This is a genomic window from Brenneria sp. L3-3C-1, from assembly GCF_016456245.1.
Lineage (GTDB): Bacteria > Pseudomonadota > Gammaproteobacteria > Enterobacterales > Enterobacteriaceae > Brenneria.
On sequence record NZ_JAEMHF010000001.1, the window covers coordinates 1,293,449 to 1,312,221 of the forward strand.

The following is an 18,773-nucleotide window of genomic DNA, read 5'->3' on the forward strand; positions in this document are numbered from 1 at the left end:
GGTTCAGCCGTGTCCCGTACAATCATGTTGATCCCAACCGGCACCAGCGTCGGCTTGACTAGCGTCAGCCTGGGTGTCATTCGTTCCATGGAACAAAAAGGCGTACGCCTGAGCGTGTTCAAACCCATCGCTCAGCCTCGCGCCGGCGACAATACGCCCGACCAGACCACCACCATTATCCGTGCCAATTCATCCATCACCGCGGCTGAACCGCTGGCCATGAGCCACGTGGAAGCCTTGCTGAGTTCCAATCAGCAAGACGTGTTGATGGAAGAGATCATTGCCCGCTACCATGAAAATACCAAAGATGCGGAAGTGGTTCTGGTTGAAGGTTTGGTTCCAACCCGCAAACATCAGTTCGCCAATTCGCTGAACTATGAAATCGCCAAAACCCTGAATGCCGAAATCGTCTTCGTGATCTCGCTGGGCAACGATTCCCCGGATCAGTTGAAAGAGCGTATCGAACTGGCCCGTTCCAGCTTCGGCGGCAGCAAAAATAAAAATATCACCGGCGTAATCATCAACAAGCTGAATGCGCCTGTCGATGAGCAAGGCCGCACCCGCCCGGACTTGTCCGAAATCTTTGATGACTCCTCCAAAGCCAGCGTGGCGAATATCGATCCTAAGCAACTGTTCGCCAACAGCCCGTTGCCGGTGCTGGGCAGCATTCCATGGAGCTTCGATCTGATCGCCACCCGCGCCATTGATATGGCGAAGCATCTGGATGCCCGCATTATCAACGCGGGCGACATCCAGACGCGCCGTGTTAAATCGGTTACTTTCTGCGCGCGCAGTATTCCTCACATGCTGGAGCATTTCCGCCCCGGCTCTCTGCTGGTCACCTCCGCCGACCGTCCGGACGTGCTGGTCGCCGCCTGTCTGGCCGCCATGAACGGCGTGGAAATCGGCGCCCTGCTGTTGACCGGCGGCTATGAAATGGATCCCAGTATCAGCAAGCTGTGCGAACGGGCATTCCAGACCGGTCTGCCGGTGTTTATGGTCAAGACCAACACCTGGCAGACCTCTCTCAGCCTGCAAAGCTTCAATCTTGAAGTGCCGGCGGATGACCACCAACGGGTGGAAAAAGTGCAGGAATACGTGGCGCGCCACATTGATCCCCAGTGGATTGAATCACTGAGCGCTGAATCCGAACGCTCACGCCGTCTGTCTCCACCGGCCTTCCGTTATCAGTTGACGGAACTGGCGCGTAAGGCGGGCAAGCGTATTGTTCTGCCGGAAGGCGATGAGCCGCGTACGGTGAAAGCCGCGTCTATCTGCGCCGAGCGGGGTATTGCCCACTGTGTGCTGCTGGGCGACCCGGAAGAAATCCAGCGTGTTGCCGCCGCTCAGGGCGTAGAACTGGGTAAAGGCATTGAGATCGTTGATCCGATAGCGGTGCGTGAACGTTATGTTCCGCGTCTGGTTGAACTGCGTAAGAACAAAGGCATGACCGAAGTGGTTGCCCGCGAACAACTGGAAGACAACGTTGTGCTGGGCACGCTGATGCTGGAACAAGGCGAAGTTGACGGCCTGGTTTCGGGCGCGGTTCACACCACCGCCAATACCATCCGTCCGCCGCTACAGTTGATTAAAACCGCGCCGGGCAGTTCGCTGGTCTCTTCTGTATTCTTTATGCTGCTGCCTGAACAGGTTCTGGTTTACGGCGACTGCGCCATCAATCCGGATCCAACCGCCGAGCAGTTGGCGGAAATCGCCATCCAGTCCGCCGACTCGGCCACCGCTTTCGGCATCGATCCGCGCGTGGCGATGATCTCTTACTCCACGGGGAACTCCGGCGCCGGCAGCGATGTGGAAAAAGTGCGTGAAGCAACCCGTTTGGCACAGGAAAAACGTCCCGATCTGGTCATTGATGGCCCACTGCAATACGACGCGGCGATCATGGCTGACGTGGCGCTCTCCAAAGCGCCGAACTCGCCGGTTGCGGGTAAAGCGACGGTGTTCATCTTCCCTGATCTGAACACCGGCAACACCACCTACAAAGCGGTGCAGCGTTCAGCCAACCTGATCTCCATCGGGCCAATGCTGCAAGGTATGCGCAAGCCGGTTAACGATCTGTCTCGCGGCGCGCTGGTGGACGATATCGTTTACACCGTCGCGCTGACGGCGATTCAGGCTACCCAGCTTTAATGGTTGCCCCCAGCCTCCCTGGTTTCGACCGCGGAGGCTGGAAGAATGGCGCCCTGCCTTAACTGCTGGCGCCAGGTTCGAATCGATAACCGAACAGACGACTGACCGGCTCTTTTACGCCTTCACTCAGCGCGGCTGTCAGCAGTTTCCCCGTCTCCCGGCCCATTTTTTCATAATCCACCCGTACCGACGTCAATACCGGATAGGTTTGATCGCAGTTTTCGCTGCCGTCCAGACAGGCTATCGCCAGATTTCCGGGCACTTTGATCAATCGGCGCTGACACTCGAACAATAACCCGAGCGCAATATCTTCATGGCTGCAAACCAGCGCATCCAGCTCCGGTTGCCTGAGCAGCAGTTCCGTCAGGGCATGACGGCCAAACTGCATGCTGGAGGCGTCAGGCGTCGCCACCACCAGATCGGCATTCTGATAGCCTTGCAACATGGCTTTATGCCAGCCGTTCAACCGTTGTCGTTGCAGGCGGTTATCCATATGCGCACAGACGTAACCGATATTCTTATATCCCCGCGCCAGCAAATGCCGGGTTAACTCTCCCGCGGCGGCAGAGAAATCAACGCTGAGGGTCAGGCTGGCGTTCTGGTTACCGGCGCCGGCGATATTCAAGGTCGGCACCGATGCCCGTTCAATGGACTGCCAGGTGCCGTCGGTAAGCTGTGATCCAAAAACCACCAGCGCGTCGGGATTATTCTGTAGCAAGGTGCCAAGAATGCTGGCTTCGTGCTGCTGGTTGTAATCATGACAGCCCAGCAACAGTTGGTAATTGTTACGGTTAAGCACCAGTTGCAATGATTGCATAAACGTCGAGCTGGCCTGGTCGGCCAGCGAAGGGAGCAGCACGGCGACAGTGTTGCTGTAGCCGGAAGCCAGCGCCCCCGCCGCGCGATTGGGAATGTAGCCCAAAGACTCCACGGCCTGCTCTATTTTCTCACGCAGCTTATCCGACACCTGTTCCGGTGTTCTCAGCGCGCGGGAGACGGTCATCATGCCAACGCCGGCGTAATTTGCCACATCCTGAAGAGTAACCCGCCCGGTGGTGCGGCGTTTACGCAATTTTTCCATTCTGGTATTCCCTGTTTCCGACATCGTACTCCGCCGCGCCTTCATCGTTGGATAACCTATATTATTCCTATTGTAACCGCCAACGTCCAAGATCATCACGCCGTTAATGATAGTGCTATCACATAATTTGGTAGCGCTATCAGTTAGCGCTACCAAGTGAGAAGTAGCTCACATTAATCGGCCGATAAAGCCACTACGCTCTGCGGCATGACGTAAAGAGAGAGAAACATAAATGTTAAAAGATCTGTTAACGCCAGATGTGATCCAACTGATTGATCGCGTGGAGGATTGGCGCAGCGCCGTGGCCGTTTCCTGTCAACCGCTCATCGATAATCATGCCATCGAACCTCGTTACCTGGAGGCTATCTACCGCTCGCACCAGGCGATCGGCCCGTATTACGTGATTGGCCCCGGCATCGCCATGCCGCACGCGCGGCCGGAAGAAGGGGTGAACCGCCAGGCATTGAGTCTGACGGTGATCCGCAATGGGGTTGATTTTGCCGCGGGCGAGAACGATCCCGTCAGGCTGCTGGTGGTGTTGGCCGCGGCCGACAGTCACAGCCATATCGACACGATTTCACAACTGGCGGCGTTATTCGACAACAGCGCCGATACCGCCGCCATCATGCAAGCCAACAGCCCGCAAGAAATTCTTGCGATCGTCGCACGCTATTAATTACCTGCTCCGGAGTAAATAAAATGAAAATCACCGTCGTTTGCGGTAACGGTTTAGGCACCAGCCTGATGATGGAAATGAGCATTAAAACCATCCTGCGGGATTTGGGGGTCAGCGCCGAGGTTGACCATGTGGATCTGGGCTCGGCCAAAGGCACGCCAAGCGACATCTTTGTCGGCACCAAAGACATTGCGGAACAGCTGGCTGCCCAGTCCGTCAGCGGGAAGATCGTCTCGCTTGACAACATGATCGACAAAAACGCCATGAAAGCACGTTTGTCCGTGGCGCTTAGCGAATTGGGCGCCCTGTAACCGGAGGTCAGTATGGATTTCTTTCGTTTTTTGATGAGCGACGTGCTGTCCGAGCCGTCGATTCTGGTCGGTCTGATCGCGCTGATTGGTCTTATTGCCCAGAAAAAACCCGTTACCGAATGTATTAAAGGGACGGTCAAAACCGTTATGGGCTTTCTTATCCTCGGGGCGGGCGCCGGTCTGGTCGTGGCCTCGCTGGGCGACTTTGCCGCTATCTTCCAGCACGCGTTTGGCATTCAGGGCGTAGTGCCGAACAACGAGGCGATCGTCTCGGTCGCGCAGAAAAGCTTTGGCAAAGAGATGGCCATGATCATGTTCTTCGCCATGGTGATTAACATTCTGATCGCCCGTTTCACGCCGTGGAAGTTCATCTTCCTGACCGGACACCATACGCTGTTCATGTCGATGATGGTGGCGGTTATCCTGGCTACCGCGGGTATATCCGGCGTGACGCTTATTGCCATCGGATCGGTGGTGGTTGGCGCAGCGATGGTGTTCTTTCCGGCGATTGCGCACCCGTACATGAAAAAAGTCACCGGTTCCGACGAGGTGGCGATCGGCCATTTTTCGACGCTATCCTACGTTCTATCTGGCTTTATCGGCAGCAAGTTCGGCAACAAAGCGCATTCGACTGAAGATATGAACGTACCGAAAAGCCTGCTGTTCCTGCGGGATACGCCGGTCGCCATCGCCTTCACCATGAGCATTATCTTCATTGTGACCTGCCTGTTCGCCGGGCCGGAATTCGTCAGGAGCATCAGCGGCGGCAAAAACTGGCTGATGTTCTCGCTTATCCAGTCGATTACCTTTGCGGCGGGCGTCTATATCATTTTGCAGGGTGTGCGCATGGTGATTGCCGAAATCGTACCGGCATTTAAAGGCATTTCCGACCGGCTGGTGCCCAATGCCAAACCGGCGCTTGATTGCCCGGTGGTGTTTCCCTATGCGCCAAACGCGGTGCTGGTCGGTTTTCTCAGCAGCTTTGCCGCCGGCATTCTCGGCATGTTCGCGCTGTACCTGCTCGACATGACGGTTATTATTCCCGGCGTCGTTCCGCACTTCTTTGTCGGCGCCGCCGCGGGCGTATTCGGTAATGCCACCGGCGGACGCCGCGGGGCGATTCTCGGTGCCTTTGCTCAAGGTCTGCTGATTACCTTTCTGCCGGTATTCCTGCTGCCGGTACTGGGAGAAATCGGTTTCGCCAACACCACGTTCAGCGATGCGGACTTCGGCGCGCTGGGGATCCTGCTGGGTATCATTGTACGTTAAGCATACGCGCTACCGTCGGCAGCGCGTCTCTTGCGACGACCATAAGGGGCGGCCAGGGATGGTCACCTTACGGCCTTACTTCTCCAGTTCAATAAAGCCGCCATCTTCGGCGCGGCTCTGCGTATCCTTGCCGACGCTCTCTTCCCGCGCCAGCGGTTTGCCGTGGTTTTGGTCGTTGTAGCGCGTTAACCACAGCGATAAAGCCTTAAGCGAATCAGGGGTAAACTCGTCACAGCGGGCGGTGATCTCTTCCGGCGTCAGCCAGCTCACTTCATCGATTTCTGATTCTTGTAGCGCAAACGGCCCGTGCGTGACACAACTGAACAACGCGCCCCATACCCGGCAGTTTTCCCCTTCATAGTAAAACAAACCATGCTCGGCCAAGGGGATGCCGGCAATGCCGAGCTCTTCCTCCGCTTCACGGCGGGCGGACTCAAGCATATTCTCGCCGCTTTGCACCACGCCGCCGGCGGTCGCATCCAGCCATCCCGGGTAGAAGTCTTTGCTTTCAGTCCTGCGCTGAACCAGAATCTTCCCCATGCCGTCATGCACAACAATATAAGTAGCACGGTGGCGAAGACACTGAGCACGCATCTGCTGACGACTGGATTGAGCGATTACCTCATTGTTTTCATCGACGATATCTACCCACTCTGTGCCTGCTGCCTGACTTTGTTCCACCATCCTCTGAAGCCCTTTAGTATTGGCGCGTTGCAACGCGCGTCTATTTTCAAAAACCGATGTTGTGCCGCCTGCCCAATCAATTTCAAGATGACGGGTATAGGCTAAATTAGTGCCTAATGCTCACCTGCGCAATAGGCTCCCCGCCGGCCAGGGGGAGAACCTGCAAAATGCCTTGATCCAACATGCCGTAACTGGCGGGATAGCCGCCTTTAGGCAGACTGACCGAACCGGGATTGAAGTAGTAGAGATCTTCCCGTTTTTCCGCTAGCGGAATATGCGTATGGCCGTAAACCAGCACATCCCCCGCATTCAATGGCGGATGATTGTCAGGATGATAGAGATGACCATGCGTAAGGAAAAGGCGATTTTGCGGCAATAGCACATGTTGCCAAGGCGCCGTCACCGGAAAGTTAAGCAGCATCTGATCCACTTCACTATCGCAGTTTCCCCGCACCGCGACGATACGTTGCGCATAAGCATTCAACCGGGCCGCGACGTCCGCCGGATGATAGCGTTCAGGTAAGGGATTACGCGGGCCGTGGTTAAGGAAATCACCCAGCAGAATCAGCCATTGGGCGCCGCTTTGTTCAAAAATATCCAGTACCCGATTGGTGGCGGTCAACGAGCCGTGTATATCCGATGCAAACATCAATTTCATCATTTATGCCCTTATTACTTGAAGTTGCAATTCAGACATAGTTTAACAAAGTTGCAGCGCCAGACTTAGGATAAATCGTATCGTCACCGGCAGGGCATGACGTTCGGCCGGCAGGAAAAAGCCGCTAGCCGGATAACAACCCGCAAGACGGCGGCGCGATCCGCCCATGCAGTGCGGGATTGTCGCTTTCATCTTTAAGCTGAATCCCCGACAAGCGGCGCTGAAAGCACTGTTCCAGCAGCCAGGCCAGCTTAAAAGCCGCCTGGGGATAATCCAGCCCTTCAGGGCGGATATTGGAAATGCAGTTGCGCTCCGACTCCAGCCGCCGGGTAGTGGGTCCCCAGGTCATATAAACGCTCAGGCTATCCGGTGAAGAGAGTCCGGGACGCTCACCGATCAGAATGGCAACCGCTTTCGCCTGCATACACTCGCCGATATCATCGCCCAGCGCCACCCGCGCCTGATGGGCCAGCACCACCGGCGCCAGCGAAAGCCCTAACTGGGAAAGGTAGGGCCGCAGTGCGGCGATCAACGGCACAGCCTGCCGATGCACCGCTTTAGACGATAAGCCGTCGCCGACCACCAGCAACAGATCGGCTGGCTTACCCGGTAAGCTCCGCAGCAACGCGCGGCTCGAATCAGCCAGCCGGCGGCCTAAATCCGGTCGACAGAGATACTGTTCCCGGTTTTCCGCGGCGCTATGCACGGTGAGGGTTTCCAGGCCTTCGCGCGCCAGTCGCCGGGCCAGCGTTTCACTGTCAAACGCCTGATGAACGGCATCCCGCGCCTGAGCATGCGCCATCCCGAACTTCAACAGTTCGCGGGTCGGCAGACTGGCCCCCGCCCGGCCCAGCGCAATACGGGCGGCGGTAAACTCACGCAGCGCTTCCCAGGGATTAGCATGGATCACCTTACTCATGGGCGTTTCTCCAGATAGGGTTGATGCTGTAATAACGGGTGCTGACTGCCGGTATCGCACAGGCGGCCGAGTGGATCGATAATCCGCATCTGCTCCAGCCAGGCGCCGAATTCCGGCGCATGTTTCAACCCCAGCAGTTCGCGGATATAGAGCGCATCATGGAAAGATGTGCTCTGATAGTTGAGCATAATATCGTCCGCCCCAGGAACCCCCATAAGAAACGTCAGTCCGGCGTTAGCCAGCAAGGTTAGCAGCGTGTCCATGTCGTCCTGATCGGCTTCGGCATGGTTGGTGTAACACACATCGCAACCGAGCGGCACTCCCAGCAGCTTGCCGCAGAAATGATCCTCCAGACCGGCGCGGATAATCTGTTTGCCGTCATACAGATATTCAGGACCGATAAACCCCACCACCGTATTCACCAGCAAAGGAGAGAAGCGCCGGGCAACCGCATAGGCCCGCGCCTCACAGGTTTGCTGATCGACGCCATGATTGGCGTTGGCCGACAGGCAGCTTCCCTGACCGGTTTCAAAATACATGACATTGTTCCCCACCGTACCGCGCTTCAGACTTAATGCAGCCTGGTGCGCTTCTTCCAGCGTCGCCAGATTAAAACCGAAACTGGTATTAGTGGCCTCCGTACCCGCGATCGACTGGAATACCAGATCGATCGGCGCTCCCCGCTCCATCAGTTGCAGCGTATTGGTAACGTGGGTCAACACGCAGGACTGCGTCGGGATCGCAAAACGACCGATCACATCGTCCAGCATATAATTCAGCTTTTCCAGCAGCGGCAAGCTGTCGCTGGCGGGATTGATGCCGACCACCGCATCACCGCTGCCATATAACAAGCCATCCAGCATACTGGCGGCGATGCCTCTCAGATCGTCGGTCGGATGGTTGGGCTGTAATCTCACGCTGATGTGGCCGGGCAAACCGATGGTGTTGCGAAATTTGGTGGTGATCCGACATTTTTTTGCCGCCAGGATCAAATCCTGATTACGCATGATTTTACTCACCGCCGCCGCCATTTCCGGGGTGATCCCCGGCGCGACCTGAGACAGCAGAGCGCTATCCGTACTTTCGCTAAGCAGCCAGTTGCGAAAATCCCCCACCGTCAGATGAGAGATGGGGGCAAAAGCCGCCCGATCATGACTGTCGATAATCAGCCGCGTCACTTCATCCTGCTCGTAAGGGATCAGTGCCTGCTGCAAAAAAGTCTTCAGCGGCAAATCGGCCAGCGCCATGCGGGCGGCCATCCGTTCTTCCGCGCTTTCCGCCGCGATGCCCGCCAAAAAATCGCCGGAGCGCGCCGGCGATGCCTTTGCCATCAGCTCACGCAAATCATTAAAACGATAACTGCGGTGACTCAGCGTCGTCTGATACATCCTTTCGCCTCGTTCATCTTGCCGGCGGCCCGTAATCTGTATAACGGGCCGTTTTTATGTCATCAATCCAATCTGTTATTTGGAAGCCGTCAGTTGCGGATCAAATGCGGCGCTATCGCGCGAGCCGCGGGTCAAACGGAACCAGCCATAGCCCAGCAGCATCATACCGGCAAAAATCGTTGCCAATAACGTATTGTAATAAACCATAGCAGCCAGACAGACGACCGCCATCACCAGCGCAAAAGCCGGGGCGAACGGATACCAGGGAGCGCGAAACGGACGGTTCAACTCGGGTTCGCTGCGGCGCAGTTTGAAGAGGGAAGCCATTGACGTGATATACATCACGATAGCGCCGAATACCGACATGGTGACAATATTGGCCGTCAACGGCTGCCCGCCGATGGTCACCAGCGAATCAGAGAAAATGGCGGCGATACCGACAACGCCGCCGGCCAGAATGGCCCGGTGCGGCGTACGGAAACGCGTGTGAATACGCGCCAGCGGCTTAGGTAGATACCCCGCGCGCGCCAGGGCGAATATCTGGCGTGAATAGCCCATGATGATGCCGTGAAACGACGCAATCAGACCGAATAACCCCAGCCACACCAGCATATGCAGCCAACCGCTGTTGCTGCCGACAACCAGCTTCATGGCCTGGGGCAGCGGATCGTTGATATTCGACAGTTGCCGCCAGTCGCCCACGCCGCCGGCAAACAGCATCACGCCGACGGCCAACAGGGTTAAGGTCAGAATACCGCAGATAAAGGCGCGTGGAATGGTGCGGCGCGGATCTTTCGCCTCCTCGGCCGCCATTGCCGCGCCTTCGATCGCCAGAAAGAACCAGATGGCAAACGGGATGGCGGCAAAAATACCGGACAACGCCACCGGACTGAACTCATCCGACCCCGCCCACCCCAGACTGGTGAAATTGCTCCATTCAAAACCCGGCGCCACCACGCCCATAAACACGAATAATTCAAAAATCGCCAGCAATGTGACCAGCAGCTCAAACGTTGCGGCGATGCCGACGCCAAGAATGTTGAGACCCATAAAAATAAGGTAGGCGCTGACGGCCACCCATTTGGGGTCCAACGCAGGAAACTGCACATTCAGATAAGCGCCGATAGCCATTGAAATCGCCGGCGGGGCGAACACAAACTCGATCAGCGTCGCGAACCCGGCGATAAAACCGCCGGTCGGACCAAAGGCGCGATAGGCATAGGCAAACGGCCCGCCGGCATGGGGTATCGATGTTGTCAGCTCGGTAAAGCTGAAGATAAAAGCGCAATACATGGCGGCGATCGCTAACGCGGTGATCAGGAAACCCAACGTACCGGCCTGCGCCCAGCCATAACTCCAGCCGAAATATTCGCCGGAAATAACCAACCCAACGGCAATTCCCCATAGGTGGAAACTGCTCAACGTCCGTTTTAATCCTGGTTCCGCCTGGCTGTTTTTCATACTTCCATCCCCTGATATCAATATAATATCAAGGGATATTGCAAGGACTGTACCAGATAGAAAGAGGAGATAAACACCGGCCGGATTCTCTGTTGCAAAACGCGGATGACAGCGCCATGCCCCTTTTTGAGACAGTTCGCTCCGTAATGCGGCAGCGGTTGCCTGCTTTAAGGGCAATCTCAATTATCACGGCGGCAGCTTATTTTCTATGCAGGTAAATGATAGGGTAGTGTTCCGGCTTTTCTAAAGTGAAACGGAGATGCTATCCATGATCGACCTCTATTACGCCCCTACCCCCAACGGACATAAAATTACGCTTTTTCTTGAAGAGGCAACGCTTCCTTATCAGCTTCATCGTGTGAACATCAGCACCGGCGAACAGTTTAAGTCGGAGTTTCTGGCTATCTCCCCTAACAACAAAATCCCGGCGATTGTCGATCGGCAGCCCGCTGACGGCGGCGACGCCATCAGCCTGTTCGAATCCGGGGCAATCCTGCTGTATCTGGCTGAAAAACACGGCGTCCTGCTCAGCAACGATCTGCGTGAGCGCACCGCAACCCTGCAATGGCTGTTCTGGCAGGTAGCGGGATTCGGCCCCATGCTGGGACAAAACCATCACTTCAATCACTATGCTCCGCAGCCGGTTCCCTACGCCATTGAGCGCTATCAGCAGGAAACGCAACGTCTATACCGGGTGTTGAACAAGCAGCTACAGAACAGCCCCTGGCTGGCGGGTGAGCATTATAGTATCGCCGATATTGCGACCTATCCGTGGGTTGTCTCCTATGTGCGTCAACGCATCGATCTTGCAGACTATCCGGCGGTGAAAAACTGGTATGAACGGATTAGCGCCCGTCCGGCGACCGAGCGGGCATATAAATTAGCGGAGCAGTAATCAATCCCATTCGGCCTTCGGTTATCTTCTGGTATGGTTACAACAACATATACTCACCGAGGGCTGATGGATGTCACACCGTAATACCGATGCCGTTATTCGTATAAAGAATCTGCGGTTACGCACGTTCATTGGCATTAAAGAAGAAGAGATCAACAACAAACAGGATATTGTCATCAACGTTGTGATCCACTACCCGGCGGTGCGGGCGCGCAACAGCGAGAATATCGATGATGCATTGAATTACCGCACCATCACCAAAAATATTATCCGTCACGTTGAAGAAAACCGTTTCGCGCTGCTGGAAAAATTAACGCAGGATGTACTCAATATCGCCAGCGATCATGACTGGATCACCTATGCTGAAGTAGAAGTGGATAAATTGTTTGCCCTGCGGTATGCCGACTCGGTGTCCATGACCATGAGCTATCGCAAAGCATAGCCTGTCAATCCGTTCCGAGCGCGGTCGGAACAGCGGCGGTTTGGCGAGTAACGTTTTCCTCAGACAGAAAACGAAGCGGCACGGCCAGGGGCCAAAGGGTAAATAACCCCCCTTATGGAATAGGTTCTAAGCGAGGCCAGACATGCAATTACTTGTTACCGGCGGAACCGGTCTTATCGGACGTCATTTGATTCAACGATTACTGCTGCTTTCTCATCATGTAACCGTATTGACCCGCGATCCCCAGCGCGCCAGAAAGGTATTGGGCGATCAGGTTGAATACTGGTCGACACTCAACAATAAAACCGCCTTGAACGGATTCGACGGCGTCATTAATCTGGCGGGCGAGCCGATTGCCGGCAAACGCTGGACCCCACAGCAGAAACAGCGCCTGAGCCAAAGCCGCTGGAGCATTACCGAGCAGCTCGCCAAACTGATTAACGCCAGCAGCGAACCGCCCGCCGTTTTTATTTCCGGTTCCGCCGTGGGGTATTACGGCGATCAGGGCGCCGCGCTGGTGACGGAAGATGAAACCCCGGCCAACGAATTTACTCACCATCTGTGCGCCCGCTGGGAAGCGCTGGCGCAATCCGCCGAGAGCGACAAGACCCGCGTCTGCCTGTTGCGCACCGGCATCGTGCTTTCCGCCGAGGGCGGCGCGCTGGCAAAAATGCTGCCGCTGTTCCGTTTAGGTCTGGGCGGCCCGATGGGATCAGGCAAACAGTACATGCCCTGGATCCATATCGACGACATGGTGAACGGCATTATTTATCTGTTGGATAACCAGATACTCAGCGGGCCGTTTAACATGGTTTCCCCTTATCCGGTGCGTAACGAACAATTCTCCGCCATGCTGGCTGACGAGCTGGATCGGCCGGGTTTTATGCGCGCGCCGGCTTTCGCCATCAAACTGCTGCTGGGCGAAGCCTCAACGCTGGTGCTGGGCGGGCAGCGCGCTATTCCGCAGAGGCTGGAGGCGGCGGGTTTCGGATTTCGTTTCTTTGAACTGGAAGAGGCGCTGAAAGATGTGATGAAAAAATCCGGCTGACGTCACGCCAGCCAGACTGAATTCACTTCAATGTTCCCGACAGAAACTGCTGTAACCGGGGACTTTGGGGGTTGCCGAAAACGCTGGCCGGCGGCCCTTCTTCTTCAATCACGCCCTGATGCAGAAAAATCACATGGCTGGAAACGTGGCGCGCGAACTCCATTTCATGCGTCACCACCACCATGGTTTTCCCCTCTTCAGCCAGCTGCTGCATAATGCGCAGCACCTCGCCGACCAGTTCGGGATCCAGCGCGGATGTCGGTTCATCAAACAGCAGCACTTCCGGTTCCATCGCCAGCGCACGGGCGATGGATACGCGTTGCTGCTGCCCGCCGGACAGATTGGCCGGGTATTTATCCTGCGCCTCGCCGGTGATGCCGACTTTATTCAGATAGAACACCGCTCGCTCACGCGCTTCGGCCTTACTCAGGCCCAATACCTGAACCGGCGCTTCCATCACATTTTCCAGCGCGGTCATAAAGCTCCACAGATTAAAATGCTGGAACACCATCGTCAGCCGGGTGCGCAACATCTGAAGCTGTTTTTTATCAAAAATCTTCAATTGACCGTCGCCGTCACGCACCATGCGGATTTCCTGGCCGTTGACGTAAATGGCCCCTTCACAGGGTTTTTCCAGAAAATTGATACAGCGCAGCAAGGTACTTTTGCCGGAACCGGACGATCCGATAATCGAAATTACGTCCCCGGCGTTAGCCTTAAGCGAAATGCCTTTCAGTACCTCGTGCCGATCATAACGTTTATGCAGATCCGTCACCATCAGCTTATTATTCGACATACTCTGTTCCTGCTTTTAATGGGATGAACGGGTATCAAGATGGCGTAACCAACGCTGTTCCGCTTTTCTGAACAGGCCGATTAACGCAAAAGAAATCACCAGATAGATCGCCGCGGCAATGCCGAACGCGTAAAACGGCTGGTAGGTTGCGGCGTTGATATCGCGGGCGATTTTCAGAATATCCGGCACGGTGACGGTAAACGCCAGCGCCGTGGAATGCAGCATCAGGATCACTTCATTGCTGTAGGCCGGCAGCGCGATACGCAACGCGCCCGGTAAAATAATGCAGCGATACTGCTTAAAACGTGAAAAACCATAGGCCCGGGCCGCTTCAATTTCGCCATGCGGAACGGAACGAATCGCACCGGCGAAAATCTCCGTGGTATAAGCGCAGGTATTCAACGCCAGCGCCAGAACGGCGCAATTCAGCCCGCTGCGGAAAAAAGCGTTCAGTAGATCGGTGCCGCGCACGATTTCCAGACTGTAAACGCCAGAGTAAAAAACCAGTAGCTGAACATAAAGCGGCGTACCGCGAAAAACATAGGTAAATAGCCAAACCGGCAGGCTGAATCGTCGTCGCGGGGAAACCCGGGCAACCGCCAACGGCAGCGCCATCGCGCCGCCGATGGTGACCGAAGAAATCAACAGCCACATCGTCATCGCCAGCCCGGTGAGACGGTAGCCGTCACTCCACAGCAAGGCTTGCCAGTATTGTTGCAGGATCTCACTCATAGTTTATTTTTTTGACTCCTGCCGAATAATGTCTTTCCAACCACCACAGCACTCCGTTGGAGATGGTGGTAAAAATCAGGTACATCGCGCCGGCAACCAGCGCAAAGAAAAACGGCTCGTGCGCCCCTTTCCCCGCCAACTGCGTCGCTTTAATCACATCATTCAGGCCCAGCAGCGAAACCAGCGCCGTCGCTTTCAAGATAACCTGCCAGTTATTGCCGATGCCCGGTAGCGCAAAACGCATCATAGAGGGGAACAATATCCGGCGAAATACCTTCAGCGGCGAAAAACCGAACGCCACCGCCGCCTCAATCTGACCGGGAGAGACCGCCAGATAAGCGCCGCGGAATGTTTCGGTAAAATAGGCGCCGTAGATAAATCCCAGGGTGATGATCCCCGCGGTAAGCGGATCGATATCGATCTGACCGACCCCCAGCGTCTCGGTTACGCTATTCAGCGTTATCTGTAGGCCATAGAAAATCAGCAGCATCAGCACCAAATCCGGCACGCCGCGGATCAGCGTGGTATAGCAGGAGAAAAGCCCCGACAACAAGGCGTTCTTCGATAGCTTGGCCCCGGCGCCGATCAACCCAATACCCAGCGCTAGCAAGAGCGAACTCACCGCCAGCTCCAGCGTCATCGCCGCGCCGTCCAGAATTAATGGGGAATAGCCATAAAGCATTGCGCATATCCGTTCAGAGTAAAAATAGCGATGAGTGACAAGACTTTCTTCCCCATCCGCTCTCCCCCGCGCAAAAGCATGCCCGATGTTTTGTGCGGGGGAGGACGCTATCTTAGAGGTTTATCGACACGCCAGGAGACTTAACCGCCGTAGACGTCAAAATCGAAGTATTTTTTCGCCAGAGTATCGTAGGTGCCGTCTGCGCGCATTTCCGCAAACGCTTTATCCAGCGCGGCTTTCAGTTCGGTATCCGCTTTACGCAGCCCCATGCCGGTGCCCACGCCGAAATATTTATCGTCTTTCACCGCCGGCCCCGCAAAATCATAGCCTTTGCCCATGTCCAGCTTCAGAAAGCCTTCGCTGCCGGCGACTTCATCCTGAAAGGCGGCGTCAATACGGCCGGCCGTCAAATCGGCATAGACCAGATCCTGATTTTGATAGGCGACGACATCAATACCTTTCGGCTGCCAGTAGGCATTTGCGTAAGATTCTTGAGTGGTGCCCTGCAATACGCCGACGCGTTTGCCGCCCAAAGAGGCCAGCGTCGGTTCAATGCCCGCGCCCTGCTTGGCAATCAGACGAGAATTGGCCGCATAAAGTTTTTCAGTAAAAGCGATTTCCTGCTGACGTTTTTCGGTAATGGAGAGCGAGGAGATAATGGCGTCGATTTTTTTGGCCTTCAGCGACGGGATAAGCGCGTCAAAGTCGCTTTCGACAAAGGTACAATTGGCTTCAATACGTTTACACAATTCTTTCGCCAGATCGATATCAAACCCAATCAGTTCGCCACTGCTGTTTTTAGATTCGAACGGCGCATAGGTGGGATCGGTGCCTATTTTAATATTTTCAGGAATAGCTGCCATGGCGCTTCCTGCGGCCAGAATTAACGCCAGCGGTAAAACCTTTATCATTTTTTTCATATTGCTACCTTTACCAATGAGTGATTGAAGGTCAAAAGTTATCTGTCAACGCCAGAACGGATTGTCGATTTCAGGAACGATCTATGGCTTTAAAAACGACTAATGTCATTGCTGTGTCCGCCACTGCGGAACATTGCAGTTTTCATGCCAGAATAAGAAATTTACCTCAACAAAGCCACATGATGCGAGCTTTGTATAATGAGCATACTAATCACTTGATTCATGCCGCTTTTACGCGGCGGCGGCTGAGCCGATATGACAGAATTGGGGAGCCGCCTGCGCATGACGCCAGTATCAATGCGCTATTTTAGTGCGTTATCGCATTACCGTAGTGCGATAGGATAAAAAAGCCCCAAAATGGGGCGCGAAACTTATCGACCCCAACGCGCGGTTTTCGCACCTGCGCCAAAAAAACCAGCGTTTACGCCCCTTGCCAGCGAGTAAACAAATCTTCCGGCAGCGTGATGTCAAACTGATCGAGCACGCGGTTCACCGTCTGATCGATAATATCCTGCACAGTTTGCGGGCGATGATAAAAAGCCGGCACCGGCGGCATAATAATCGCGCCCAGTTCCACCGCCGCCGTCATCAGGCGTAAATGCCCCAGATGCAGCGGCGTTTCACGCACGCAAAGCACCAACGGACGGCGCTCTTTCAGCACCACATCCGCGGCGCGCGTCAACAGGTTATCGCTATAGCTGTGCACAATCCCGGACAGGGTTTTTATCGAGCAGGGCAATATCACCATCCCGGCGGTTTTAAATGAGCCGGAGGAGATACTGGCGGCAATGTCGCGCGTATCATGCACCACGTCCGCCAGCATCTGTACATCGCGCAGGTTGAAATCAGACTCCAGCGACAGCGTCTGGCGCGCCGCCTGACTCATGATCAGGTGCGTTTCTATGCCTTCTATCGCCTGCAAAACCTGCAACAGACGTACGCCATACACCACGCCGCTGGCGCCGGAAATACCAATAATGAGTCGCTTCATCAAGACTGCCTCTGACTGACCGCGCCGGTGCTCAACGCGTAAAACGGATCTGCGCTGACTTTGCCGGATCGGTTGGCGATAAGCAAGAATAAGAAAAGGGAGCGCGCCAAGCGCACTCCCTTTCCGTTACACCGCGACAAGGTTTTCAACACTCAGCCTTCGTTGTGTAACTCCAGATCTTCCACTTCATTCTGGCTGCGCAACGCTTTGGCATCGTCATTACGCAGCATTTCCAGATAGTCCAGATAGCCCTGATCGACATCCTTCGTCACATATACCCCGTTGAATACCGAACACTCAAACTGGGTGATATCCGGGTTATCTTCACGGGCGGCGGCGATCAGATCGTCCAAATCCTGGAAAATCAGCGCATCCGCGCCGATAAGCTGGCGGATCTCCTCCACTTCTCGACCGTGGGCAATCAGCTCGTTAACGCTCGGCATATCGATACCGTAAACGTTAGGGAAACGAATTTCCGGCGCCGCCGAAGCCAGATACACGCGCTTGGCGCCCGCCTCGCGCGCCATTTCCACAATCTGCTCGGAGGTGGTTCCGCGTACGATGGAGTCATCGACCAGCAGAACGTTTTTATCGCGGAACTCGGCACGGTTGGCATTCAGCTTACGTCGAACCGACTGACGGCGCGCCTGCTGGCCCGGCATGATAAAAGTACGACCGACATAGCGGTTTTTTACAAACCCCTGACGATACGGCTTATCGATGATGCGCGCGATTTCCAGTGCGATATCACAGGAGGTTTCAGGAATGGGGATCACCACGTCAATGTCGAGATCTTCCCATTGGCGTGCAATCTTCTCGCCCAGCTTCTGACCCATACGCACACGAGCGCTGTACACGGAAATTTTATCGATGAACGAATCCGGGCGCGCAAAGTAAACATACTCGAACAGGCAGGGATTGCTTTTCGGATTCTCGGCGCACTGACAGGTAAACAACTGCCCTTTTTCGGTGATGTAAATCGCCTCGCCCGGCGCGACATCACGCAGGAATTCAAAACCCAGCGTATCCAGCGCCACGCTTTCCGACGCCACCATATATTCGCTGCGGCCGTCTTCCAGATCGCGTTTACCGATAACCAGCGGACGGATGCCGTTGGGATCGCGGAAAGCCACCATGCCATGACCGATAATCATGCTCACGCAGGCATAGGCGCCGCGAATTTGCTGGTGCGTCGCCGCAACGGCGGCAAAAATATTGTCGGCTTCCAGAGGATAGTGCTGAAAACGATCCAGCTCTCTGGCAAAAATGTTCAACAGAATTTCAGAATCAGAGGTGGTGTTAACATGACGACGCTCTTGCTCAAACAGCTTTTTACGCAGTTCGTGAGCGTTGGTCAGGTTACCGTTATGCGCCAGGGTGATGCCAAACGGCGAATTAACGTAGAAAGGCTGCGCTTCCGAGGCGCTGGAACTGCCCGCGGTGGGATAACGCACATGCCCGATGCCCATATTGCCTTGTAAACGTTGCATGTGCCGTGCTTCAAACACATCTTTCACCAGGCCGTTGGCCTTGCGCAGGCGAAAGCAGTTCAAGGCGTCAATGGTGATGATGCCTGCGGCATCCTGCCCACGGTGTTGCAACACCGTTAACGCGTCATAAATCGACTGGTTGACCGGCGTAAAACCGGCGATACCGACAATACCGCACATGG

Annotated in this window: 19 protein-coding genes; 7 read left to right on the plus strand and 12 right to left on the minus strand. The window is 55.3% G+C overall.

The window, feature by feature from the left end:
* The first annotated feature begins 9 nt into the window (after window positions 1–9).
* Window positions 10–2,148 (plus strand): phosphate acetyltransferase, encoded by a 2,139-nt coding sequence (gene pta / locus JG725_RS05750; protein ID WP_172288960.1) that lies wholly within the window; start codon window positions 10–12, stop codon window positions 2,146–2,148.
* Window positions 2,149–2,206: 58 nt separating this feature from the next.
* Here pta and JG725_RS05755 read toward each other — a convergent pair whose 3' ends face one another.
* Window positions 2,207–3,274: a LacI family DNA-binding transcriptional regulator gene (locus JG725_RS05755; protein WP_370541594.1), complete on the minus strand. Its 1,068-nt coding sequence runs from the start codon at window positions 3,272–3,274 to the stop codon at window positions 2,207–2,209.
* Window positions 3,275–3,461: 187 nt separating this feature from the next.
* Between JG725_RS05755 and JG725_RS05760 the strand changes: the two genes are divergently transcribed.
* From JG725_RS05760 to JG725_RS05770, 3 genes are read left to right on the plus strand one after another with little or no spacing between them, the layout of a single operon-like run.
* Window positions 3,462–3,905, plus strand: coding sequence for a PTS sugar transporter subunit IIA (locus JG725_RS05760; RefSeq protein ID WP_172288956.1), 444 nt, complete (start codon window positions 3,462–3,464; stop codon window positions 3,903–3,905).
* A 23-nt stretch (window positions 3,906–3,928) separates the two neighbouring features.
* Complete coding sequence (locus JG725_RS05765; RefSeq protein WP_172288954.1) at window positions 3,929–4,216, plus strand: PTS sugar transporter subunit IIB; 288 nt, start codon at window positions 3,929–3,931, stop codon at window positions 4,214–4,216.
* A gap of 12 nt (window positions 4,217–4,228) precedes the next feature.
* Entirely contained in the window at window positions 4,229–5,485 is a 1,257-nt protein-coding gene (locus JG725_RS05770) for a PTS ascorbate transporter subunit IIC (RefSeq protein ID WP_172288952.1), read from the plus strand.
* A gap of 75 nt (window positions 5,486–5,560) precedes the next feature.
* Here the strand turns inward: JG725_RS05770 and yfcD are convergent, their stop codons facing one another.
* The 5 genes from yfcD to eat form a co-directional block, all read right to left on the minus strand.
* Complete coding sequence (gene yfcD, locus JG725_RS05775; protein ID WP_172288950.1) at window positions 5,561–6,169, minus strand: NUDIX hydrolase YfcD; 609 nt, start codon at window positions 6,167–6,169, stop codon at window positions 5,561–5,563.
* Window positions 6,170–6,275: 106 nt separating this feature from the next.
* Window positions 6,276–6,827 (minus strand): phosphodiesterase, encoded by a 552-nt coding sequence (yfcE, locus tag JG725_RS05780; protein ID WP_172289447.1) that lies wholly within the window; start codon window positions 6,825–6,827, stop codon window positions 6,276–6,278.
* 124 nt (window positions 6,828–6,951) lie between these two features.
* Window positions 6,952–7,746 carry an ethanolamine ammonia-lyase subunit EutC gene (gene eutC, locus JG725_RS05785; protein ID WP_172288948.1) on the minus strand — a complete coding sequence of 265 codons (795 nt, stop codon included), beginning with the start codon at window positions 7,744–7,746 and terminating at the stop codon, window positions 6,952–6,954.
* The gene (locus tag JG725_RS05790; RefSeq protein ID WP_199377041.1) at window positions 7,743–9,134 is read right to left on the minus strand and encodes an ethanolamine ammonia-lyase subunit EutB; all 1,392 of its coding nucleotides are present in this window, start codon (window positions 9,132–9,134) and stop codon (window positions 7,743–7,745) included. Before JG725_RS05790 ends, eutC begins: the two co-directional genes overlap by 4 nt.
* Window positions 9,135–9,209: 75 nt before the next feature.
* On the minus strand, window positions 9,210–10,595 hold the full coding sequence (gene eat, locus JG725_RS05795) for an ethanolamine permease (RefSeq protein ID WP_172288944.1): 1,386 nt from the start codon (window positions 10,593–10,595) through the stop codon (window positions 9,210–9,212).
* A 268-nt stretch (window positions 10,596–10,863) separates the two neighbouring features.
* Here eat and yfcG point away from each other — a divergent pair, with 268 nt between their 5' ends.
* The 3 genes from yfcG to JG725_RS05810 all read left to right on the plus strand — a co-directional run bounded on the left by yfcG (window position 10,864) and on the right by JG725_RS05810 (window position 12,980).
* On the plus strand, window positions 10,864–11,490 hold the full coding sequence (yfcG, locus tag JG725_RS05800; protein ID WP_199377043.1) for a GSH-dependent disulfide bond oxidoreductase: 627 nt from the start codon (window positions 10,864–10,866) through the stop codon (window positions 11,488–11,490).
* A gap of 70 nt (window positions 11,491–11,560) precedes the next feature.
* Window positions 11,561–11,932, plus strand: coding sequence for a dihydroneopterin triphosphate 2'-epimerase (folX, locus tag JG725_RS05805; RefSeq protein ID WP_172288940.1), 372 nt, complete (start codon window positions 11,561–11,563; stop codon window positions 11,930–11,932).
* A 142-nt stretch (window positions 11,933–12,074) separates the two neighbouring features.
* Window positions 12,075–12,980: a TIGR01777 family oxidoreductase gene (locus JG725_RS05810; RefSeq protein ID WP_199377045.1), complete on the plus strand. Its 906-nt coding sequence runs from the start codon at window positions 12,075–12,077 to the stop codon at window positions 12,978–12,980.
* Window positions 12,981–13,002: 22 nt separating this feature from the next.
* Here JG725_RS05810 and hisP read toward each other — a convergent pair whose 3' ends face one another.
* From hisP to purF, 6 genes are all read right to left on the minus strand, one after another.
* A complete protein-coding gene (gene hisP, locus JG725_RS05815) occupies window positions 13,003–13,776 on the minus strand; it encodes a histidine ABC transporter ATP-binding protein HisP (protein ID WP_172288936.1) in 774 nt (257 codons plus the stop codon).
* A gap of 15 nt (window positions 13,777–13,791) precedes the next feature.
* Window positions 13,792–14,508, minus strand: coding sequence for an ABC transporter permease (locus tag JG725_RS05820; RefSeq protein WP_199377047.1), 717 nt, complete (start codon window positions 14,506–14,508; stop codon window positions 13,792–13,794).
* Window positions 14,501–15,190, minus strand: coding sequence for a histidine ABC transporter permease HisQ (hisQ, locus tag JG725_RS05825; protein ID WP_172288932.1), 690 nt, complete (start codon window positions 15,188–15,190; stop codon window positions 14,501–14,503). Before hisQ ends, JG725_RS05820 begins: the two co-directional genes overlap by 8 nt.
* 140 nt (window positions 15,191–15,330) lie before the next feature.
* Window positions 15,331–16,110, minus strand: coding sequence for a lysine/arginine/ornithine ABC transporter substrate-binding protein (locus JG725_RS05830; protein ID WP_199377049.1), 780 nt, complete (start codon window positions 16,108–16,110; stop codon window positions 15,331–15,333).
* Between the two features lie 421 nt (window positions 16,111–16,531).
* On the minus strand, window positions 16,532–17,101 hold the full coding sequence (locus JG725_RS05835) for a UbiX family flavin prenyltransferase (protein WP_172288928.1): 570 nt from the start codon (window positions 17,099–17,101) through the stop codon (window positions 16,532–16,534).
* 152 nt (window positions 17,102–17,253) lie between these two features.
* On the minus strand, window positions 17,254–18,771 hold the full coding sequence (purF, locus tag JG725_RS05840; RefSeq protein ID WP_172288926.1) for an amidophosphoribosyltransferase: 1,518 nt from the start codon (window positions 18,769–18,771) through the stop codon (window positions 17,254–17,256).
* Window positions 18,772–18,773 lie beyond the last annotated feature (2 nt).